The sequence below is a fragment of the Halarchaeum nitratireducens genome (assembly GCF_017874695.1).
GTDB classification, from domain to species: Archaea; Halobacteriota; Halobacteria; order Halobacteriales; family Halobacteriaceae; genus Halarchaeum; species Halarchaeum nitratireducens.
Genome location: NZ_JAGIKY010000011.1, coordinates 18,960 through 40,624, shown reverse-complemented (window position 1 = coordinate 40,624; position 21,665 = coordinate 18,960). Strand labels below are relative to the sequence as shown.

The following is a 21,665-nucleotide window of genomic DNA, read 5'->3' as shown; positions in this document are numbered from 1 at the left end:
GCATGCCACGAGACGCGCCGTCGGCCGACGGGCCCTTCGACATCGTGCCGGTCGACGCCATCCGTGACGGCCGGGCGACGGACGCCTACTTCGAGCGGACGCAGACGACGCTCGAACACGCCGGGAAGAACCCGCACGTCGTCGCGGAGGTCACGGCCGATCAGTTCCCCACCGGGGAGTTCGAACTCTTCGGCGGCGTGCGGGACGCCGCCCACCTCCTCGAGGGGCTGCCGATCGACGTCGACGCGATGCGCGAGGGCCGGCTCTTCGACGGCGGGCCCGTCATGCGTATCGAGGGCGACTACCTCGACTTCGCTCGCTACGAGACGAGCCTGCTCGGCTTCCTCTCGCACGCGAGCGGCTGCGCGACCCGCGCGCTCGACGTTCGACGCGCCGCCCCCGAGAGCCAGGTGTTGAGCTTCGGCGCGCGCCACGTCCACCCCTCGATCGCGGCGATGGTCGAGCGGAGCGCGCTCGTCGCCGGTCTCGACGGCATCAGCCACGTCGCCGGCGGCGAGGTCATCGGTCACGAGGCGAGCGGGACGATGCCCCACGCGCTCCTCATCGCGTTCGGCTCGGGCCACCAGGAGGACGCGTGGCGGGCCTTCGACGAGGCCGTCGATCCCTCGGTGCCCCGCGTCGCGCTCGTCGACACCTACTCCGACGAGAAGGACGAGGCGCTGCGCGCCGCCGAAACGCTCGGCGAGCGCCTCGACAGCGTCCGCCTCGACACGACGGGCTCGCGCCGCGGGAACTTCCGCCACATCGTCGAGGAGGTCCGCTGGGAGCTCGACCTCCGGGGGCACGACGACGTCGGGATCTTCGTCAGCGGCGGTCTGGGCCCCGCCGACCTGCGCGACCTCCGCGACGTCGTCGAGGGGTTCGGCGTCGGCGGCTACGTCTCGAACGCCGATCCCGTGGACTTCGCGCTCGACATCGTCGAACGCGACGGCGACCCCTGCGCGAAACGCGGGAAGCTCTCCGGGACCAAACAGGTCTATCGGACGCCGGACGGGGCACACCACGTCGGCCTCGATGTCCGTCCGGGCCCGACCGACGGCGAGGCGCTCTTAGAGCCGCTGCTCCGCGACGGTGAGATCGTCCGGGAGTTCGACATCGAGAAGGCGGCGCGGCGGTCGGCGGCGGACGCGGACGACGTGGACTTCTAACGCTGGCCGCGGACGTCGACCTCGCCGTTCGGCTCGGTCTCCTCGAAGACCTGGCCCTCGAAGAGCGTAACGACGACGTCGTCGCTCTCCCACGCGCCGTTCGGGAGCCCGGCCTTCCGGCAGGTCCGATCGAGGTACTCGAAGACGCTCCAGTCGTTCTCGACCGGGACAGTCGGATACATCCAGCCGTACTGACCGTTGCCGTCGACGATGATGCCGTGCGTCCCGAGGTCGATGTCGGCGACCGGGTCGTCGGTGAGGATGAGGTTCGAGACGGTGCAGACGGAGACGCGGATCGTGTCGAGCTCGGCGGGCTCGACCTCGGATCCGCACGAGGAGTCGCTGGCGGCCTTGATCGCGGCCTCGACGATCGCGTGACCCAACTGCTTCGATTCGTTCCCGAGGTCTCGAACGGAGTCGTGTGCGCCCGCGCAACCGCGGAGTCGTCCGCGTCCCCGTGTCGATTTGAGGCGGACGAACGCGCCCGTCCGGTTGTAGAACGCGTCGCGCATGCTCCCGGGCTGTTCGCGCTGTCCGTTACGAACGAACGCTTCGACCGAGTCACGCGCGAGTTCGACGGCCCGCACGCCGTCGTCTTCAGAAAGATGGATCGACTGGGCCTCGGACATCACGCGTACATATACGGCCCGTTCGGACTTGAATCCTTCCCCGACAGACGAATACGTGATGAGTCACGGAAATCGAGTATTCGGTGCTCGGGCGGTCTCTCGGCGCCGAATCCACCGTCGGGCCGAAACCGGTGTGGCCAGAAGGTACTTATACGATGTGTGGTAGTGGTTGTCACACGTCGCATCGAACCCCTTAACGTCGTCCCGGCGCTAGACTCGATCGAGTCGCGGGAGCCCGGCCCCCGTGCGCGCACGCCGCGTGCATGAGGAAAGTCCCCCCACCTGTCGGGCAGGCGACCGGGCACACGCCCGGGGCGGGAGACCGTCGGCACTGGAACAGAGACGACACGTCTCCGTCCGACCGATGCGGTGTGCGAACCCGCGGCGACGCGAAGCCGCGGGGAGTGAACCCACCGAGGAATGAGGGCGGAGGAGCGATGGAACGGCCACCCTCGCCGGTGCAAGTCCGCGCACAGGAAGGTAGCCCGACGTGCCGCGCGGACGCTCAGCCGAATGCCGGGCCGAACAGAAGGGGGCTTACTCCCCGCAGCTCACTCCACCGTCCCCGCGAGCGGCCGCGCCGTTCGGTAACTCGCGCCGCGTGGCGAGCGCTACTCCTCACGTGTCGGCGGCTCTCCCGTCCGGTCTTCGGCGGTTCCGAGCGTGAGCGAGGACCCGCCCTACTCGAACCAGAACCGCCCGTCCTCCTGGATCGCCTCGCCGTCCACCACGATGCGCGAGTTCTCGCTCACGTCCGTGATGAGGTCGACGTGCACCGCCGACTCGTTCGCCTCGTCCTCGCGGCCCTCCGGGAAGTTCGAGGCGTACGCGCGGCCGAGCGCGAGGTGCACGGTCTCGCCCATCTTCTCGTCGAAGAGGATGTTGTCCGTCACGCGGTCGATCCCGCGGTTCATCCCGATCCCGAGCTCGCCCAGTCGGCGCGCGCCGTCGTCGGTCTCCACCACCTCGGTGATGGCGTCCTCGCCCTGCGCCGCGGTGTAGTCGACGACCTCGCCGTCCTCGAACCGGAGGGCGACGTCCGCCACACGCCGCCCGTTGATCGTCATCGGGACGTCGAAGCACACCTCGCCCTCCGTCGCGTGCGGCGCGGTGAACACCTCGCCGGACGGGAGATTGTGCGAGTCGTAGTCGACGCTCGCCGCCGAGTTCACCGCGACGCGGCCCTCGACCGACATCGTCAGGTCCGTCTCCGTCCCGGAGACGAGTCGGACCTCGCTCGCGTCGTTGAGCACCTCCGCCACCTTCGCCTGCTTCTCCGCTTGCGCCTCCCAGTCGCGGTTGATCGCGTCGTAGACGAACCGCTGATACGCCTCGTAGCTCATCCCGGCCTGCTGGGCGAGCGAGCGCGTCGGATGCTCCGTCAACACCCACTTCGTGTCGAGACGCGCCTTTCGGATCTCCCGTCGGGCCCGGTCGTACGCCTGCCGACGCTCCCCGGGAACGTCCGCTGTCGCCGCCGTGTTCCGTCCGCCGCCGAGCGTCAACACCGCGTCCGCGTTTTCGAGCAGCGCGCGCTCGTACTCGGGATCCACCTCGAAGTCCCCCTCGTGCGCGCGGAGGTACGCCCGCGTGATCTCGCCCGAGGCGTACGTCGTCACGACGTTCGCGTCGCGCTTCCCGAGCTCCTCGGCGACCGCCACCGCGAGCTCGTGAGCGTCCGGCCCGACGCGGACGACGACGTCGTCGCCCGCCTCGATCCGCGCGCTCCAGTCGATCAGGGTCCGTGCGTGTTCCCGAACGCGTTCGTCCATACCCGCGTCGTCGCACGGGCGAGAGAAAAAGCCGACCGCTCGGCTCCGTTCAGACCTGCGCTTCGAGCAGGTCCGCGACAGCGTCGGACGCGTCCGCGTCCGACTGGCCCACGAATCGAACACGATTCGTGGATGTCGCCCATCTCTTCGGGGGGCGTCTCAGACCTGCGCTTCGAGCAGGTCCGCGATATCACCCATCTCCTCGCCGAGGAGGACGAGCACGTCGTCGAGCGAGACGACGCCTGTCGGCTCCTCGTCGTCGTCCACGACGACGACGCGTCGGACCTCTTCTAGTTTCATCCGCTCGACGATCCGGAGGACGTCCATGCCTCGCTCGATAGTCACGAGTTCGTCCGTCGCGAGCTCCGCCACCGTCGTCGACTCCGGGATGACCTGCTCGCGCAGCGAGAGCGCGAGCGTTCGATCCGTCAGCGCGCCCACGGCCCCTCCGTCCTCGGTGACGACGAGGAAGCCGACGCCGTGCGCGGCCATCGTCTCCGCGGCCTGATCGAGCGACGCGCTCGCGGGGATACTCACGACCTCTTCCGACACGTCTCGGACGGGAAGCGACTGACTCTGAGCCATACCCGGAACGCGAAGCGGCTGGTAAGTAAAAACGGTGGCCGGTCGGTTTCCCCTTTGTCTCGCGCGTCGTTCGAGCACGCCCAAATCGTACCGAACGAACTACCGAGTTAGCGTCCGGCGACCGAGTGGCTCGGTAGAGCCCGGTAGGTCGCCGGTTCACTCGCCCGAAGGGCGAGGTCCGAAGACCCCCTCCGTCGGAGGGGGTCTGACGGACATTTTGGTGAAGCTTTTGCAAGCGCTGGCCGCGTTTCGCGCGGCCAAGCGCTGCAAAAGGTTCAGGGGTAGACGAGGACGGTGCCGAACTCGGTCTCGACGACGGCGACCTCCGCGCCGTCTTCCGCGCGGTACTCCTCCTCGACGGTGACCCAGTCGGCGTCGAGCTCGTACTCCTCGCCGTCCGCGGTGAGGGTGACGGTGTCGCCGGAGTTCTTCTGCGCCTGGATGACCTCGGGGTCGGCCTCGTTCAGGGCCTGGAGGACGATCCCGGCCTCGCTGCGGAATTCGGGGCCGATCTCCGCGTCGTCGCCGTCGACGTCGACGGGGACGAGCTCGACGCTCGGACGCCCCTCGCGGACCCGAACGGGCGCGTTGACGGTCTCGGAGAGGTCGTACGTGTCGACGTTCTCGACGACGGTTCCCGGATCGAAGTAGAGTTCGACGTCGTCGAGGTCGGCGTTGAGCGGGTAGCCGTTGGCGGACTTCCACGCGCGGATCTCCCGGACGGCCTCGGCGATGACGTCGCCGCGGGCCTCGGCGTCCTCGTCGTAGGCGTCGAGGGCGGGCCACTCGGCGGTGTGGACGCTCCCCTCGGTGCCGGGGAGGTAGCGCCAGATCTCGTCGGCGAGGTGCGGGCTGAATGGCGCGAGCATCCGCGTGACGGCGGAGACGACGTCGTAGAGCGTCTTACGCGCGGCGTCGCGCTCGCCCGGCCGGCCGTTGTACAGTCGGCCCTTCGCGAGCTCGACGTAGTCGTCCGCGAGGTCGTTCCACGCGAACTCCCGGAGCTCGCGGAGGGCGGCGTCGAAGCGGTAGGCCTCCATCTCGGCCTCGACGTCGCCGGCGACGCGCGTCGCCTTCGAGCGGATCCAACTGTCCGCGTCGCGGTAGGCGGGGTCCGAGATGTCGGGCGTGTCCTCGTCGAAGTGCCCGCTCGCGAACTTGACGATGTTCCAAAGCTTCGTGAGGAAGCGACTCGCCGATTTGACTTCTTTCCACTGGAACTGGACGTCGCTGCCGGGCTGGCCGCCGAGCGCGAGCGCCTGCCGGGCGGCGTCCGCGCTGTACTCCTCCACAGCCTCCTCGGGGCTGACGGTGTTCCCCCGGCTCTTGCTCATCTTGTTGCCGTCGGGGCCGAACACCATGCCGTTGATGAGGACGTTCTCCCACGGCTTCTCGTCGGTGAGTTCGCCGGTGCGCAAGAGCGTGTAGAACGCCCACGTGCGGATGATGTCGTGGCCCTGCGGCCGGAGGCTGACGGGCTCGAACTCCTCGAGGTCGATGTTCTCGGGCCACCCGGAGACGTGCAGGGGCGTGATGGAGGAGTCCATCCACGTGTCCATGACGTCGGTCTCGCCGGTCCACGACTCGCCGCCGCACTCGGGACAGTCGTCGACTGCGGGCGGCTCCTCCGTGGGGTCGACGGGCGTCTCCTCGCCCGCGGCGATGTGCCAATACCCACAAGAATCGCACTCCCACGCCGGGATGGGCGTGGCGAAGACGCGCTGGCGACTGATGACCCAGTCCCAGTCCATCCCCTCCGTCCACTCGACGAGGCGCTGTCGCATGTGCTCGGGGATCCACTCGACCTCCTCGGCCCGTTCGAGGATGGCCTCCTTGTCGACCTCGACGAACCACTGCTCCTTCGAGAGGATCTCGATCGGCGTATCACACCGCCAGCACGCGCCCACGGACTGCTCGGTGGGCTCGGTGTCGTTGAGGTAACCCTCGGCGTCGAGGTCCTCGGCGACGGCTTCTTTCGCCTCGTCGATGGTGAGGCCGGCGTAGTCGCCGGCGTCCTCGGTGAGGTGCCCGTCCTCGGTGAAGACGGCGCGCAGGTCGAGGTCGTGCTCGGCCCACCACGTCACGTCCTGTTTGTCCCCGAACGTACAGACCATGACGGCGCCGCTTCCGAACTCTTGGTCGACGTCCTCGTCCTCGATGAGTTCGACCTCGTGGCCGAAGAGCGGCACCTCGAAGGTGTCGTCCTCGCGGCCGTCGTAGCGCTCGTCGTCGGGGTGGACGGCCATCGCGACGCAGGCCGCCATCAGTTCGGGGCGCGTGGTCGCGATCTCGATGTCGTCGTTGTCGACGCCGGGGAAGGTGACGTAGTGGAGGGTCCCCTCGCGCTCGATTGGTTCGACTTCGGCGTCGGCGATGGCGGTGCCACAGCGCGGACACCAGTTGACGGGGTGCTCGTCGCGGTAGACGAGGTCGTCGTTCGCCATCTCGACGAAGGACTCCTGGGTCTTCCCCCAGTAGTCGGGGTCCATCGTGCGGAACTCGGCGTCCCAGTCCTGACTGAAGCCGAGCTCCCGCATCGTCTCCTTCATCGAGGCGATCTGGTGGCGGGTGTGCTCGACGCACATCTCGCGGAACTCGTCGCGCGGGACGTCCGTGCGCTGGATGCCCTCGTTCTCCTCGACCTTCACCTCGGTGGGGAGGCCGTGGCAGTCCCACCCCTGCGGGAAGAGGACGTCGTCGCCTTGGAGGCGGTGGAAGCGCGCGGCGAAGTCCATGTACGACCAGTTGAGGGCGTGGCCGATGTGGAGTTCGCCCGTCGGGTAGGGGGGTGGCGTGTCGACGACGTAGGCGGTGTCGGGGTCGTTGGCGTCGCCGTCGAAGCGGTAGGTCTCCTCGTCCAGCCAGCGCTGCTGGAGTCGCGGTTCGAGTTCCGCGGGATCGTAGTCGTCGGGCACCTGGGTCATGTCTCTGAAGTCGTCGCTGTCGGTGTAGCGTTTCGATGCGCGCCAGAAACGAGTCGGCCTCTACCGACGTACTACGGCGACAGCGACGCGCATGCCAAAATCGACGGAAGCGCTCCGTAAAAAGGTTCCCGTCCCGACCGACACCGGACCGATGTCTTTTTGTGTTTTAGGCCAACCTAAAAAGTATGCACAGGCGATCCTTCATCGGCGTCGGTGGCGCGGCGATCGGAACGGCGCTCGCGGGCTGCACCGGAACCGGCGACGGCGGGAACACCGCGAACACGACCGGAACCGACACCACGAGCACGACGGAACCCACGTCGTCGTCGACCGGCCCCTACACCGTCTCGATGGCGCCCATGGGCGACGTGACGTTCGATGCCGTCCCCGAAACGTGGGTGGCCAACAACGGGAGCTACGCCGACATGGGCGTCGCGCTCGGCCTCGACGCGCCCGCGGGTCTCTGGCTCGCCAACCGCTGGCACACGGACTACTACGACGCGATCGACGGCGTCTCGGTAGACAAGAGCGATACGATCTCGCTCTACCAGGACGGCGTGTCGAAGGAGCGCTACTACGCGCTCGACGCCGACGTCCACGTGCAGGACCCGAACTTCCTGATGAACCGCTTCAAGGGCTGGTCGGAGGCCGACGTCGACGAGGTCGCGGAGAACGTCGCCCCGTTCTTCGGGAACGCCAGCTTCTCCCGGACCTACTCCTGGCACGAGAGCTACCAGTACTACACGCTCTACGAGGCCTTCGAGAAGGTCGCACAGCTCTTCCAGCGCACCGACCGCTACGAGGCCTTCGCGAGCCTCCACGCGGACGTCCAGTCGAACCTCGACTTCGTCCCGACGAGCGAGTCGGAGCGCCCGCGCGTCGCCATCCTCTGGCCGACGTCGAGCGACCCGACCTCCTTCTACCCGTACCTCGTCGGCGACGGCACGAGCTACAAGCAGTGGCGCGACCTGAACGTCCGCGACGCGCTCGCCGAAACCGACGTCCAGGACTTCCACTCCGGCCGCGGCGAAGTCGACTACGAGACCCTCCTCAAAGTCGATCCCGACTACCTCCTCCTGCGCGGCCACGAGGACGAGAGCGCCGCCGAGTTCGAGGACACCGTCGTCGCCTTCATGGAAGACCACGAGACGGCGAGCGAGCTCACCGCCGTGAAGAACGGCGACGTCTACCGCGGCGGCCCGCTCTACCAGGGCCCGATCAGCAACCTCGTGCTCACGGAGCGCGGCGCGCGCCAGCTCTACGGGCGCGAGGAGGAGCTCTTCGATCGCGGGCGCGTCGCCGACATCGTCGCCGGGTCGCTCTGAGCGTATCGCAATAGATTTAGGTGGCCCTAAATGAAATGGGAGTGATGGACGTGTCGTCGCGGTCGGTGAAGGCATACGCCCGACTCGACTCTCGCGATCGACGGTTGGCATCCCTCGTCGTGGGAAGCGTCGTCGTCGCCTTCGTCGCCGCGTTCGTCCAAGTTTCTCAGGGGTCGTACCCGACGCCGTTCGGCACGACGTTCGACGTTCTCACGGACCCCCGTATCCTCTTCGACGCCGACGTCTGGGCCGCGATCCTTACCGGGAGCGACTTCCCGGATCGGCTCTCCCGGTCCGCGGTCATCGTCTGGAGCCTCCGGATGCCCCGGGTCTTCATCGCGGCGCTCGTGGGCGTGAACCTCTCGATCTCCGGGGCCGTCTTTCAGGCCGTGACCCGCAACGAACTCGCCAGCCCGTACATCCTCGGCGTCAGCGGCGGGGCGGGCCTCGCCGTGCTCGTCACGCTCGTCTTCTTCGCGGGCGCGTCGTACGTCCTCCCGTTCGCCGCCGCGATCGGCGGGCTCGTCGCCTTCGCGATCGTCTACGCTATCGCGTGGCAGGGCGGGACGAACCCCGTCCGCCTCGTGCTCGCGGGGGTCGTCGTCGCCACCGTCTTCCAGTCCCTGCAGACCGGTCTCTTCTACTTCCTCGACAGCACCGCGGTGGTGAAGACCGCGATCGCGTGGACGACGGGGTCGCTCACCGGCGTCGGATGGTCGCAGTTCCGCCTCGCCATCGTCCCGACGCTCCTCGTCGTTCCGATCCTGCTCCTCGCCTCCCGCCACCTCAACGTCCTCCTGCTCGGCGAGGAGACGGCGCGCTCGCTCGGGATGCCGGTCGAGTACGTCCGGTTCGGCCTCTCGGCGCTCGCCATCCTCGCCGCCGCGACCGCGGTCGCCGTCGCCGGCCTCGTCGGATTCGTCGGCCTCGTCGTCCCGCACGCCGTCCGAACCGCCGTCGGGAGCGACTACCGACGCCTCGTCCTCGGCTCGCTCTTCCTCGGGCCCGCGCTCGTCCTCGTCGCCGACGTCGTCGCGCGCTTGGCGCTCATGCCGATCCAGATTCCCGTCGGGATCGTCACCGGCGTCATCGGCGGGCCGTACTTCCTCTACTTGATGCGCCGACACGGCGACTTCAGCGAGTTCTAACCCATGTCCCACACAGACACCACGACCGAGACGACCGATCGCACCGAGACGGCTGACGACCCGCGCGGACACGATTCGGACTCGGAGCAGAAGATCCACGCGACGGACCTCCGCGTCGGCTACCCCGGCCTCGAAGAGCCCGTCGTCGACACCGAGACCCTCGTCGTCCCCGAGGGCGAAGTGACGGCGCTCGTCGGCCCGAACGGCAGCGGAAAGAGCACTCTCCTGAAGGCGCTCGCCCGGCACCTCGACGCCGAGACGGGCGACGTCCTCATCGACGGCCGCGAGATCGCGGAGTTCGGCTCGAAGGAGTTCGCCCGCGAACTCGGGATGCTCTCCCAGCACGGCGCGACCCCCGACGGGATCACCGTCGAGGAGCTCGTCGGCCACGGCCGATACCCGTACAAGGGGTTCCTCGAAGGCCAGACCGAGGACGACCGCGAGGCGATCGAGCGCGCGATCTCCCTCTCGGGGATCGAGCACCTCCGCGAGAAGGACGTCAGCAGCCTCAGCGGCGGGCAGCGCCAGCTCGTCCGCATCGCCATGGCGCTCGCCCAAGAGACGGACACGCTCCTTCTCGACGAACCCACCACGTACCTCGACCTCCGCCATCAACTGCAGGTGATGGAAGTCATCCGGACGCTCAACGAGGAACGCGGCGTCACCGTCTGTATCGTCCTCCACGACCTCACGCAGGCCGCGCGCTTCGCGGACTACCTCGTCGCCCTGCGCGACGGCGACATCTACGACTGGGGACGCCCCGAGGACGTCGTGACCGAGGCGCTCCTCGCCGAGGTCTTCGGCGTCGAGGCGGTCGTCGAGTACGGTGCGGAGCCCCGGATCGTCCCCAAGCGCGCCCTGGAGTGAGTACCCCGCGACCCCGCGGGACGTACTGAACCGACGCGCACCCTCACACGGATGCTCACCGTGTTTTTGACTTTTCTCGCGGAACCGCAACCCCTACGGTCGCGCCCGGGAACGCACGCGTATGGAACTCGGCGTCATTGGTCTGGGTCGGATGGGGCGCATCGTCGTCGATCGAGTCCTCGACGCGGGCCACGACGTGGTCGCGTTCGACATCGACGAGGACGCGGTCGCGGACGCGGCGGACGCGGGCGCGACGCCCGCGAACAGCATCGCGGCCGTCGCGGACCAGCTCGGCACGGAGAACCGCATCTGGCTGATGGTGCCAGCGGGCGACCCCGTGGACGCCGCGCTCGAGGAACTCGACCCGCACCTCGATGCGGACGACATCGTGGTCGACGGGGGGAACTCCCACTTCGAGGACTCGACGCGCCGCGCTGAGGCCGTCGACGCCGCGTACCTCGACTGCGGGACGTCGGGCGGCCCCGCCGGTGCGGAACTCGGCTTCAGCCTGATGGTCGGCGGCCCGCAGTGGGCGTACGACGAGCTCGTCCCCGTCTTCGACGCCGTCGCCACCGGGCCCGCCGGCCACGACCGCATGGGTCCCGCCGGGAGCGGCCACTACGTGAAGATGGTGCACAACGGCGTCGAGTACGCGCTCATGCAGACGTACGGTGAAGGGTTCGAGCTCCTCCACGAGGGCCGCTACGATCTCGATCTGGAGGCCGTCGCGCGGACGTGGAACAACGGCGCGGTCATCCGCTCGTGGCTCCTCGAACTCTGTGAGGAGGCCTTCCGCGAGGAGGGGAGCGACCTCGGGACCGTCGCCGATCACGTTGCGGGCGGCTCGACGGGCACGTGGACGGTGCAGGAGTCGCTCGAACAGGAGGTGGCGATCCCGCTCATCTACGAGGCGCTCGGCGAGCGCTTCGACTCGCGCACCGGCGCGAAGTTCTCGCGGCGGCTCGCCAACCGGCTCCGCTACGGCTTCGGACGGCACGACGTCGCCCGTACCGAGCGAAGCGAGTGAGAGCGACGTCATCGGCTGAACGCGAAAAAGGAACCGTGAAACACGCGGTCGCGCGCAGCGGGTGAGCGAACAACAGTGTGCAACAGTCGTGACTGCCGGCCGTGTGGCGTGCAGGTGGCGGGGGCGCGCACGGACCGGTTCGCCGCCGGTTTCGCTCTCCGGCCCCTGCCCAGCGTTACGTCATGCGTCGGGGTTGTCGCGCTCTCCCGTTTGAACGCCCGTGCCGACGCGCCCGCACGCTTCACAACCGTTTTACCCCCGCTCCGACTACCGGGTGATGAGGGCGCGTAGCTCAGTGGACAGAGCACTTGGTTCCGGACCAAGATGCCGAGGGTTCAAATCCCTTCGCGCCCGCTTCCTCGCGGGCGTCCCGGGCCGGAAACGACCCGTTCGTTCTCACCTCCCGTTCACTCGACGCCTTCGCCCTGATAGCTCCCGTCGTACTCGCCCTCGTGGTTCGCGTCGGCGAGGACGAACTGCGCGAACCGGGCTCCCTTCTCGATTTCGATGGGGTGACCGACTTCGAGGAGGCCTTCCCCCTTGCCTTCGTAGCCGGCGTCCCAGACGGCGGTGTGGAGCATACAGGAGTTGCGCATGAGACTCGAACGCGGATAGACGTAGCCGACGTGGCCCTCCGGGACGCGGACGGTCTCCGCGTACCCGGCGACGTAGTAGCCCGGGTCGAGCGCGTAGCAGTCGCGGCCGTCGCGCTCGACGGTGGCGACGCGAGTGCGCTCGCCGATCGTCTTGCCTTCCGTCGTGATGCGCCCCGGTTCGCGCTGTCGCTCGACGCGCGCGAGCGTGAGGTCGACGCCGTTCGGTTGGACCTGTTCGTCCGCGACGTCGCCGAGCGCGTCTGCGACGTACGCCCCGCTCTCGAACATGTCGTTCTCTGTCGAGAGAGAGGGTAACTGTCTGTCGATTTCCCGTCGAACGGCTCTATCACGAAATACCACGAAGAACGCGTCTCGCACCCGATAGTCGCCGTTCTCCTGATCTGTCGTACTCGGTCGAATCACCGGCGAGCGCCGGTTTTCGCGGGTGTTTTCGGGATGGGCAAACACGCGGGATTTATAGTCGTCGGATCCCGACTTCCCGGTGCTATGGGACAAACGCTGACGGAGAAAATCCTCGACGACCACCTCGTCGAAGGGGAACTCGAAACCGGTGAGGAGATCGGTATCGAGATTGACCAGGTCCTCACGCAGGACACAACGGGGACGATGGTCTGGCTGCAGTTCGAGGCGCTCGAGCTCGACGAAGTGCAGACGGAGCTCGCCGCGCAGTACTGCGACCACCAGACCTACCAGTTCGACTTCAAGAACACGGACGACCACCGCTTCCTCCGCTCCGCGGCGGGAACGTACGGGGCGTACTTCTCCCGGCCCGGGAACGGCATCTGCCACCAGGTCCACAAGGAGAACTTCGCCGCGCCCGGCAAGACCCTCCTCGGGTCCGACAGCCACACGCCGACGCCCGGCGGCCTCGGCGAGCTCGCCATCGGCGCGGGTGGCCTCGACATCGCCGTCGCGATGGGCGGCGGCCCCTACTACGTCGAGGTGCCGGAGATCGTCAACGTCCAGCTCGAGGGCGAGCTCCCCGAGTGGGCGACCGCGAAGGACATCGCGCTCGAGATGCTCCGTCGCCTCTCCGTGAAGGGCGGCGTCGGCAAGATCTTCGAGTACACGGGCGAGGGCGCGGAGTCCCTCACCATCCCCGAGCGCACCACGATCACGAACCTCGGCACCGAGCTCGGTGCGACGTCCTCCATCTTCGAGACGGACGAGAAGACGAAGGACTGGCTCTCCCGCATCGGCCGCGAGGACGAGTACGTCGAGCTGCAGGCCGACGAGGACGCCGACTACGCGGACACGGTCACCATCGACCTCTCCGACCTCGAACCGCTCATCGCACAGCCCTCCATGCCCGACAACGTCGTCCCGGTCCGCGAGGTCGCGGGCGTGGACGTCGAGCAGGTCATGGTCGGCTCCTGTACGAACGGCGCCTACGAGGACATCCTCCCGGCCGCGAAGATGGTCGAGGACCGCGAGGTCGCCAAGCACACCGAGATGATCGTCGCGCCCGGCTCCAAGCAGGCCTCCGAGATGCTCGCCCGCGAGGGCTGGACGGCCGAGATGATGGCCGCCGGCGTCAACTTCTCCGAGGCGACCTGCGGTGCCTGTATCGGCATCGGCCACGTCCCGGCGTCCGACTCCGTCAGCCTCCGGACGTTTAACCGGAACTTCGAGGGTCGCTCCGGCATCGAGGACGACTCCGTCTACCTCTGCTCGCCGGAGGTCGCGGCCGCCGCCGCGATCAAGGGCGAGATCGTCGACCCGCGCGACCTCGCCGACGAACTCGGCGACCTCGATGCGCCCGGCTTCACGATGGGTAACTCCTACAGCCCCGGCATGGGCCAGGACGACCCCGATATCATCGCGCCCGAGGAGGCCATCGACGACGAGCTCATCAAGGGCCCGAACATCGGCGACGTCCCGCTGAAGGACCCGCTCGACGCCCACCTCGAAGGTGAAGCCCTCCTGAAGATGGAGGACAACATCACCACGGACCACATCATCCCGGCGACGTCGGACATCCTGAAGTTCCGCTCCAACGTCCCGAAGCTCTCCGAGTTCACGCTCTCGCGCGTCGACGACACGTTCGCCGAGCGCGCGAAGCAGTCCGACGGCGGCTTCCTCGTCGCCGGCGAGAACTACGGTCAGGGCTCCTCGCGTGAGCACGCGGCGCTCTGCCCGATGTACCTCGGCATCGAGGGCGTCCTCGCGCAGTCCTTCGCCCGCATCCACAAGGCCAACCTGTTCAACTTCGGCCTCCTCCCGCTCACCATCGACGAGGAGACCTACGCGAAGATCGAGCAGGGCGACGACATCGAGATCGTCGACGACGTCGAGGAAGCGGTCAAGTCCGGCCAGGAGGAGTTCACGGTCCGCGTGAACGGCGACTGGGAGGCCACGGGCTACCTCGACGCCTCCGAGCGCGAGCGCCGTATCCTCGCCGCCGGTGGGAAGCTCTCGCTCACGAAGCAGCAGTACGGCGAGGGCGACAGCGGCGCGACGCCCGCGGACGACTAACGCTCTCGATTCTCTCTCCCGCTCTCTCTTCCTTCGCGCGATCGACCGCCGCCAGCCACGCGAGCACGGGCCACAGAGTACATATCCTCCCGTCCGGTAGTCAATCGCGTGACGACGGCCGCTGACCGCGTCGAACACGACGGTGTCCGCCAGGCGCGGCGGGAGGACCTCCTCGAGGTCTTCCGGATCGAGAAGGCGTCCTTCGAACAGCCGTGGCCGTTCTCGGCGTTCGAGCGCCATCTCGGGAATCCGGGATTCCTCGTCGTGGACGACGCCGACGGCGTCGCGGGCTACGTCGTCGCGGACACGATCCCGAACCACGGGCGCCCGCTCGGTCACGTGAAGGACATCGCGGTCCACCCCGACGCGCGAGGCGCCGGGCTCGGCCACACGCTCGTCTCCCGCGGACTGGGCGTGCTCCGGGCCCAGGGCGTCCAGAGCGCCAAACTCGAAGTCCGGCGTTCGAACGACGGCGCGATCTCGCTCTATCGGGACTTCGACTTCGAGTATCTCCGCACGCTACCGCGGTACTACTCGGACGGCGAGGACGCGTTCGTGATGGTCGCGCGCCTCTGAGGTCGCCACGATTTTTGCCGTCGTGGCCCTTCTCGCCCACATGGGCTACGCCTGTCCGGTCTGTGACGAGCACGTTCCCGACGCCGAGCACCTCGCCGATCACCTCGCGTTCGCCGCGGTGACGGGCGACGACGCCCACGAGTCGTGGCTCGACGAGCACGCGCCCGGGTGGGAATCGGGCGGGACCGAGGACCTCGCGCCGCGCGTCACCGCGCACGCCGAGACGGTCGACTTCGACGTCGACACGCACCCGGTCGAGGGCCACGATCACGCCCGCGGGGGCGGGAGCGGCGCTCAGGGCGGCGCCGGTGCGGCCCGCGGCGCGCTCGACGACGAGGCCCAACGGATCCTCGAGGAGGCCGCGGAGATGACCCGGGAGATGACCGGCGACGACCAGCCGGCGTCCGAAGGCGAAACCGAGTAGGGTCGCGCGCTCCTCGCTCGCCCATGGAGGAACGCGGATTTCTGGCCCCGGAGACGGCGGCGGAGGCGAGCGAGCAGTACCGCGAACTCGGAGCGGCCGCTCAGACGGTGAGCCGCGAGACGGCGAAGGCGATGGACTTCGACCGCGAGGAGTACCGCGAGCGGGTCACGAGCGACGTCGTCGAGACGGCCCGCGACGCGCTCTTCGCGTCGCTGCTCGTCGTGTCCCTCGGGACGAAAGCGGAGTTCGAGGCCTTCCGCGAGGAGCGTCCGGACCTCGACGTTCGACTGAACGGGAGCGAGAACGTCGAGCGGGCCGTCTGGCACGTCGTCCCGTTCGCGGACACGGTGGTCGCGGCGACGTATCAGAACGAACCGGACGCGGCCGTCGCCACGCTGCGGCGGATCGTCCACGGCCGCTTCTACAGCGACGTCGTCTAGACCCGTCCGCCCTCGGTGATCGCTCGGCACCGCACCCGCGGATTCCGCACGGCTTTGTACCGCCCCGCCCTCGCGGGGACATGGACTGGACGGCCGACCCGTGGCCCGTCGTCGAGCGCGAGCGCGAGTACGAGACCAGCTGGTACACCGGCGGCTACGACCGCGTGAGACAGCCGAACGGCACCGAGAAGGACTACTACTGGGCCGCCCTCCCGGACGCCGCCGTCGTCCTCGCCATCGACGGCGACGACGTCGTTTTCGTCGAGCAGTATCGCCCAGTCATCCGCGAGCACTGCCTCGAACTCGTCGCCGGGATCGTCGAGGACGGCGAGGACTACGAGACCGCCGCGCGCCGCGAACTCCGGGAGGAGGCGGGTCTGCTCGCCGGCGACGTCACGCTCCTCGAATCGTTCGCGTGCAGTACCGGCGTCCTCCGCCACGATCGGGGGATCGTCGTCGCGACGGACCTCACCGAGACCGACCGCGACCTCGACGACAACGAGTTCCTCACGGTGACGCGCGTTCCCGCGGACGACGCGCTGGCACGCGCCCGCGAACACCCGGCGAACGACGCCACAATCGAGGGCGTGCTCCTCGCGCAGGCGGACGGCTACTTGGATTGATCGCGGCGCTTATCCGCGCGGACGGCCATCCACGCACGTATGGACGGCGAGATCACGCCCGAGGAAGTCGCCGCGCTCGTGGAGGACGACGCGGACGTCCGGATCGTCGACATCCGCCCGGAGGGTACGTACGCGCAGGGCCACATCCCCGGGAGCGAGAACGTTCCGTTCGCCGCGCTCACCCGCGATGTCGAGCGCTTCGCCGGCGCGGAGCACGTCGTTACCGTCTGCCCGCACGGCCAATCGAGCGTCCAGGCCGCGAACCTCATCGCCTCGTACGAGGGCGTCGACGCCGACGCGACCGTCCAGAGCATGGCCGGCGGTCTCGTGGCGTGGGACGGTACCCTCGAAAGCGGCGACGACGCCGAGCGCGACCCGGACGAGGGTCCCGAAGCGCCGTTCTAACGCACCTTCACTGCACCGCTCGTCTCCCACCGAGCGGCGCCGTCGCTATGCGATGCACAGCGTGACAGAACACGGGGAGCGGGGGCGGAGCGCTACGGGCTCCGACGCCCGCTCGCGTCACCGTCACCGAGACGCGACGCGTCTCGTTCGCCATCCGGCCGGTGGGGCCGTTCTGGTGACGCCGAACGCGCGAGATCCGAACGGTTCGCCGGCGCGCGAGGCGCGCGAGCGAAACGGTCGTCGCTCAGGCGACGTTGAAGCCCTTGTTTCGGAGGAAGTCCTCGATACGCCCCGAGTGGTTCCCCTGTAGTTCGATCTCTCCGTCCTCGACCGTGCCACCGCACGCGAACTTGGATTTGAGGTCCGAGGAGAGACTGTCGAGGTCGACGTCCTTCGGGTCGAGTCCCTCGACGACGGTGACTTCCTTCCCGTAGCGGCGCTCGTCGATGCGGATTGTGATCTGCTGGGACTCCTTGGCGACGTCCTCGCAGACGCAGAGTTCATCGGGCAATCCGCACGTCGAGCATACGTCCGACATTACGGGTATCGGTTTGGTGTCGGGCTACAAAATACTGTCGCCAGACGCTCCGAACCGGCTACGGGCGGCCGTTTTCGTCGCGGAGCGCACGGAGCGCCCGGCGGGCCTCGTCGGCCTCGTCGGTCCCGACGTCACCCCGATAGCGCGCGCGCTCGTGAAGGGCCGCGAGACGCCGCGCGGGCGCCGACGCGTCGATCGCGTCCAGGTACCCCCGGACGGTCTCTCCCGAGGCGCGCGGCCGGTATCGCCGGGCGAGCACGTACAGCATCCGCTCGTGTGCGCCCCCGACGACCGCGTCGGGGTCGCCGTCGGGGAGCCAGCGAACCCAGAGCGCCCGATACCCGCGCGTGAGGAGTCCGAGGCGCCGGGCGACGGCGGCGATTCCGAGCGCGACGACGGCCCAGAGCAGGAGCGTCCGGGGACCGGGGAGCGTCGACCCGCGCGCTCCCTCCGCTCCGCCGACCGTCGTCACCGGCGTCGCGTTCGCGGTGACCGAGGACGTCGACGTGGTCGTCGTCGAGGTCGTCGTCGCAGTCGAGGTCGACGTGGTCCGGTCGTCGTCCGTCGTCTCGCTACCCGTCCCGGTCGCGTTTGCGATCGCGGCTTCCTCGGCGTCGATGCGCGCGTCGGCGGGCGTCGGATCGAATCGGACCCAGCCGGTGTCGGGTGCGTAGACCTCGACCCAGGCGTGCGAGTCGACGCCGCGGACGGTCCACGTCCCGAGGCCGGTCTGCTCGTCCGGCGTGTAGCCGGTGACGAAGCGGGCCGGAACGCCCTCCGCACGGAGCATGACGACCATCGCGCTGGCGTAGTGGACGCAGTAGCCGGTCTCGGTGTCGAGGAGAAACGTCCGAACGAGGTGGTCGTTCGCCGCCGGCGCGTCGAGCGAGTAGGTCTTCGTCCGCTCCAGCCAGCGCTCGATCGCTCGGGCCTTCGCGTGCGGCGTCGACGCGTTCGCGGTCACGTCGGCGGCGAGCGCGTCCACCTCGCCGCCGGTCGTGTCCGGTACTTGGAGATACCGGCGCTCGATCTCGTCCGGGTAGTCCGTTCCGGCGGCGTAGAGCGCGCGCTGGCCGCTTCGCAACCGCTCGCTGACGACCCGGTAGCTCTCGTTCGTAGCCAGGACGCCCTCGGGGACCGGGGTTCCGCCGCTCGTCACGCGGTAGTCGACGCCGTCGACGGCGACCGGCTCGGCGATCGCCGGCATCGCGGAGAGCGGTCGCTTCGCGGTGACGCGCTGGGCGACGCGCTCGTCCGCTCCCTCGGGTCCCGCGAGCGTCCCGGACTCGCCGGTCCGGATCCAGCCGCTCCCCGTGTAGCGGTCGTAGGTGCCGACGCGCCAGTAGCCCGGTCGGTCGGCGCGGACGACGAACTGGACGGTCGGCGAGAGGTCGATCGCCCCGCCGAGTCCGATCCGCTCCTCGGCGCTGGTCAGGCTCGTCGTCGGTGCGGTGTCCGCCGCGCCGAACGTCGCCCCGCTCCCGCCCGGCGCGACCGACACGACGACCGGCGCGACGGCCACGAGCGCGAGGGCGACGCCGACCGTTTCGACCTGTTCCCGGGTCGCGCCGTGGGCGTCGAGGGTCCCGAAGCCGACCGCTCCGGCGGCGGCGAGCGCGCCGACGAGCGTCGCGGTGCCGGTGCTGTCACCGGTGAGCACGAAGAAGCCGAGCGCGAGCCCGGCGACGCCGACCGCCGGCGCGTATCGCTCCCGGAAGGCGAAGTACCACGTGAGGAACGCGGGTGCGGGAACCACGGCGAGCGCCCAGACGAGGACGTTCACCATCCGCAACACCGAGTAGCCGGTGAGGAGTGTGACGGCGTCGTCGGCGACCTGCGCGACGGTGAGCGAGCGCGTGTAGCTCTCGGGCGCCGTACTGACGTACGCGAGCAGCCCCGCGCCGAGGAGGGCGACCCCGACGGCGAGCGCGTATCGCGGTCGAACGGCCTGCGCGAGCGCGGCGAGACACAGCGACCCGAAGAGCACGGCCCAGAACAGCCGCAGATCGCCGACGACGTCGACGACGTGGTAGAGGACGGCGAGGGACGACGCGGACAGGACGGCGACGCAGGCGAGCGCGGCGATCCGGGCCGGCGTGCACCGCCCGAGCACGGGGACGTGTCGCGTCACGCCGCCCCCTCCCCGAGGAGTTCCACCGCGGGTCGCGCCTCGCCGTCGATGTCGACCGTCACCCCATCGCCGTCCGCGCGGACGACGACGCGCGCGCTCTCGCGGTCCACCTCCGTGGGTCCCGATCGGTCGAGATCGGCGAGGAGTTCGAGGACGCGTCGCCGCGCCGCCGCGTCGCTCGCGGGTTCGAGCGCGCCGTCCGGCGTGCGGAGGCCGACGGCCACGCCGCCGTCGAGACACGCGATGGCGACGCTCGCCGCGGCGATCGCGGCCCGGTCGGGATCCCCGCCCTCGCGGAGGTCGACGGCGATGACGACGCGCGCGTCCGAGCCGTCGCCCGCGTAGGTCGTGACGAGGTACTCCTCCGGCCGCTTCGCCGACGCCTTCCAGTTCACGTCGCGCAGCGGATCGCCGTGGACGTACTCGCGGACGCCCGCGAACTCGCTGCGCCCGCCGGCGGCTCCGACCGTCCCGGCGAGCGCGCGCGGCGGCGCGGCGAGCGGCACGACCGTCGGGTAGACGACCACCTCGGCGCGCCCCGCCCCCCCGAACGACCGTTGCCACAGCCCGAACGGGTCGTTCACGACGACCGTCGCAGGCCCGAGGGCGTGCCGACCGCGCTCCCGGAGCGTGACGTCGTACGCCTCCTCGCGGCCGTCGGCGACGGTTCTGATCGTTCCGCCGCCATCGAGTCCCGACCCGAGCGCGTCCCGCACGGTGACGAGCGCGCCGTCGCCCTCGACGACGAGCGAAACGCGCCGCTCGTCGCCGGGAAAGCCGTCCGCCGGGGAGCTACGGGCGACGCGCGGCGCGTCGGCGCGCGCGACGAGGAACGCGGCGAGGCCGAACGCGCAGACGGCGGGGACGACGACGGCGTTCAGCGAGCGCGGTCCGAACGCTCGTGCGCTCACGAACCCCGCCAGCGCGATCGCGGCGACGACGACGCCGCGGCCGGTGGGTCGCATCACGGCGCTTCGGGATCGACGACGTCGAGCGCGCGCGAGACGACGCGCCCGGCGTCCGGGCCGCCGAGTTCGGCGCCGGCGTCGGCGCGCACGCGGTGCGTGAGAACGCTCGGTGCCTCTCGCTTCACGTCGTCGGGGACGACGTAGTCGCGCCCGTCGAGCACGGCGCGCGCCTGCGCACACCGGAGGAGCGCGACGCCGCCTCGCGGGCTGGCGCCGAGCGCGGCCCGCTCTCGGGTCTCCGCGACGAGCCGCGCGACGTACCGGCGCACCGGCTCCGCGGTGTCGACGCGCGCCGTCGTCTCGCGCGCCCGTCGGAGCGCCGCGACGTCGGTGACCGGTTCGACGTCGTCCACCGGATGGTGACCGACGACGCGCCCGAGCACCTCGATCTCCTCTTCGACGTCGGGGTAGCCGAGCGTGCACTTCTTCGTGAAGCGATCGACCTCCGCCACCGGGAGGTCGTACACCCGGTCGCGCTCGACGGCGTTCTGCGTGGCGACGACGAAGAACGGATCGGGAAGCGCGTGCGCTTCCCCGTCGACCGTCACCTGTCCCTCCTCCATCGCTTCCAGGAGCGCGCTCTGCGTCTTCGGCGGCGCGCGGTTGATCTCGTCGCCGAGGACGACGTTGCCGAACACCGGGCCCGGCTGGAAGTCGAACTCCCCGTCGGCCTCATCGAAGACGCTCGCTCCGGTGACGTCGCTCGGGAGCAGGTCGGGCGTGAACTGGACGCGGGAAAACGTCCCGTCGATCGAGCCGGCGAGCGCCCGCGCGAGCATCGTCTTCCCGACGCCGGGAACGTCCTCCAAGAGGAGATGGCCGCGCGCGAGGAGCGCGACGAGCGCGTCCTCGACGACGTCCGTCTTCCCGACGACGACCGTCCCGACGTTCTCCGTGACGCGCTCGACGAGCGCGCGTGCCTCCGCGACCGGAAGCGGGTCGACGCTACGATCCGCGTCCGCCGCTGCCGTCGTCGACCCCTCCGTCACGGGCGGTCACCCTCGCTCGTGCGTCCCGCGGTG

General features: G+C 69.5%; 20 protein-coding genes, 1 tRNA gene and 1 other RNA gene. 13 read left to right on the top strand and 9 right to left on the bottom strand.

Annotation, left to right across the window (positions count from 1 at the left end):
* The first annotated feature begins 2 nt into the window (after positions 1-2).
* Positions 3-1,169: a nicotinate phosphoribosyltransferase gene (locus J2754_RS11170; protein ID WP_188876339.1), complete on the top strand. Its 1,167-nt coding sequence runs from the start codon at positions 3-5 to the stop codon at positions 1,167-1,169.
* On the opposite strand, the gene J2754_RS11165 is transcribed toward J2754_RS11170, so the two are convergent.
* Positions 1,166-1,798 (bottom strand): TIGR00296 family protein, encoded by a 633-nt coding sequence (locus J2754_RS11165; protein WP_188876341.1) that lies wholly within the window; start codon positions 1,796-1,798, stop codon positions 1,166-1,168. The genes J2754_RS11170 and J2754_RS11165 overlap by 4 nt on opposite strands.
* A 223-nt stretch (positions 1,799-2,021) precedes the next feature.
* Between J2754_RS11165 and rnpB the strand changes: the two genes are divergently transcribed.
* An RNA gene (gene rnpB / locus J2754_RS11160) (RNase P RNA component) lies at positions 2,022-2,350 on the top strand.
* 128 nt (positions 2,351-2,478) lie between these two features.
* Here the strand turns inward: rnpB and J2754_RS11155 are convergent.
* From J2754_RS11155 to J2754_RS11145, 3 genes are all read right to left on the bottom strand, one after another.
* The gene (locus J2754_RS11155) at positions 2,479-3,570 is read right to left on the bottom strand and encodes an aminopeptidase (RefSeq protein ID WP_188876343.1); all 1,092 of its coding nucleotides are present in this window, start codon (positions 3,568-3,570) and stop codon (positions 2,479-2,481) included.
* A gap of 159 nt (positions 3,571-3,729) precedes the next feature.
* Positions 3,730-4,155, bottom strand: coding sequence for a CBS domain-containing protein (locus J2754_RS11150; RefSeq protein WP_188876345.1), 426 nt, complete (start codon positions 4,153-4,155; stop codon positions 3,730-3,732).
* 275 nt (positions 4,156-4,430) lie between these two features.
* Positions 4,431-7,079 (bottom strand): valine--tRNA ligase, encoded by a 2,649-nt coding sequence (locus J2754_RS11145; RefSeq protein WP_188876347.1) that lies wholly within the window; start codon positions 7,077-7,079, stop codon positions 4,431-4,433.
* A 185-nt stretch (positions 7,080-7,264) separates the two neighbouring features.
* Between J2754_RS11145 and J2754_RS11140 the strand changes: the two genes are divergently transcribed.
* The 5 genes from J2754_RS11140 to J2754_RS11120 all read left to right on the top strand — a co-directional run bounded on the left by J2754_RS11140 (position 7,265) and on the right by J2754_RS11120 (position 11,800).
* On the top strand, positions 7,265-8,404 hold the full coding sequence (locus tag J2754_RS11140) for an ABC transporter substrate-binding protein (protein WP_188876349.1): 1,140 nt from the start codon (positions 7,265-7,267) through the stop codon (positions 8,402-8,404).
* 44 nt (positions 8,405-8,448) lie between these two features.
* A complete protein-coding gene (locus J2754_RS11135) occupies positions 8,449-9,552 on the top strand; it encodes a FecCD family ABC transporter permease (protein WP_188876351.1) in 1,104 nt (367 codons plus the stop codon).
* Positions 9,553-9,555: 3 nt separating this feature from the next.
* The gene (locus J2754_RS11130; RefSeq protein ID WP_188876353.1) at positions 9,556-10,419 is read left to right on the top strand and encodes an ABC transporter ATP-binding protein; all 864 of its coding nucleotides are present in this window, start codon (positions 9,556-9,558) and stop codon (positions 10,417-10,419) included.
* 121 nt (positions 10,420-10,540) lie between these two features.
* Positions 10,541-11,446, top strand: a complete 906-nt coding sequence (gene gnd / locus J2754_RS11125) for a phosphogluconate dehydrogenase (NAD(+)-dependent, decarboxylating) (RefSeq protein ID WP_211087482.1) — start codon at positions 10,541-10,543, stop codon at positions 11,444-11,446.
* Between the two features lie 281 nt (positions 11,447-11,727).
* A tRNA-Arg gene (locus tag J2754_RS11120) sits at positions 11,728-11,800 on the top strand.
* A gap of 53 nt (positions 11,801-11,853) precedes the next feature.
* Here J2754_RS11120 and J2754_RS11115 read toward each other — a convergent pair.
* Positions 11,854-12,402: a deoxyuridine 5'-triphosphate nucleotidohydrolase gene (locus J2754_RS11115; RefSeq protein ID WP_342590120.1), complete on the bottom strand. Its 549-nt coding sequence runs from the start codon at positions 12,400-12,402 to the stop codon at positions 11,854-11,856.
* Between the two features lie 147 nt (positions 12,403-12,549).
* Between J2754_RS11115 and J2754_RS11110 the strand changes: the two genes are divergently transcribed.
* The 6 genes from J2754_RS11110 (at position 12,550) to J2754_RS11085 (ending at position 17,006) form a co-directional block, all read left to right on the top strand.
* Positions 12,550-14,538: an aconitate hydratase gene (locus J2754_RS11110; protein ID WP_211087480.1), complete on the top strand. Its 1,989-nt coding sequence runs from the start codon at positions 12,550-12,552 to the stop codon at positions 14,536-14,538.
* Between the two features lie 108 nt (positions 14,539-14,646).
* Complete coding sequence (gene rimI / locus J2754_RS11105; RefSeq protein ID WP_211087479.1) at positions 14,647-15,114, top strand: ribosomal protein S18-alanine N-acetyltransferase; 468 nt, start codon at positions 14,647-14,649, stop codon at positions 15,112-15,114.
* 22 nt (positions 15,115-15,136) lie between these two features.
* A complete protein-coding gene (locus J2754_RS11100) occupies positions 15,137-15,538 on the top strand; it encodes a DUF5810 domain-containing protein (protein WP_342590119.1) in 402 nt (133 codons plus the stop codon).
* A 23-nt stretch (positions 15,539-15,561) separates the two neighbouring features.
* Entirely contained in the window at positions 15,562-15,978 is a 417-nt protein-coding gene (locus J2754_RS11095) for a DUF5809 family protein (protein WP_211087478.1), read from the top strand.
* Positions 15,979-16,058: 80 nt separating this feature from the next.
* Positions 16,059-16,601, top strand: a complete 543-nt coding sequence (locus J2754_RS11090) for an NUDIX hydrolase (RefSeq protein WP_211087477.1) — start codon at positions 16,059-16,061, stop codon at positions 16,599-16,601.
* Positions 16,602-16,640: 39 nt separating this feature from the next.
* The gene (locus J2754_RS11085; RefSeq protein ID WP_188876370.1) at positions 16,641-17,006 is read left to right on the top strand and encodes a rhodanese-like domain-containing protein; all 366 of its coding nucleotides are present in this window, start codon (positions 16,641-16,643) and stop codon (positions 17,004-17,006) included.
* Between the two features lie 244 nt (positions 17,007-17,250).
* Here J2754_RS11085 and yciH read toward each other — a convergent pair whose 3' ends face one another.
* The 4 genes from yciH to J2754_RS11065 are packed head-to-tail and all read right to left on the bottom strand — an operon-like array spanning position 17,251 to position 21,632.
* The gene (yciH, locus tag J2754_RS11080) at positions 17,251-17,544 is read right to left on the bottom strand and encodes a stress response translation initiation inhibitor YciH (protein ID WP_188872511.1); all 294 of its coding nucleotides are present in this window, start codon (positions 17,542-17,544) and stop codon (positions 17,251-17,253) included.
* Between the two features lie 58 nt (positions 17,545-17,602).
* Positions 17,603-19,675 carry a transglutaminase domain-containing protein gene (locus J2754_RS16625; RefSeq protein WP_211087476.1) on the bottom strand — a complete coding sequence of 691 codons (2,073 nt, stop codon included), beginning with the start codon at positions 19,673-19,675 and terminating at the stop codon, positions 17,603-17,605.
* The gene (locus J2754_RS11070) at positions 19,672-20,640 is read right to left on the bottom strand and encodes a DUF58 domain-containing protein (RefSeq protein ID WP_211087475.1); all 969 of its coding nucleotides are present in this window, start codon (positions 20,638-20,640) and stop codon (positions 19,672-19,674) included. The genes J2754_RS16625 and J2754_RS11070 overlap by 4 nt, the downstream gene beginning before the upstream one ends.
* Positions 20,640-21,632: an AAA family ATPase gene (locus tag J2754_RS11065; protein WP_211087474.1), complete on the bottom strand. Its 993-nt coding sequence runs from the start codon at positions 21,630-21,632 to the stop codon at positions 20,640-20,642. Before J2754_RS11065 ends, J2754_RS11070 begins: the two co-directional genes overlap by 1 nt.
* Positions 21,633-21,665 lie beyond the last annotated feature (33 nt).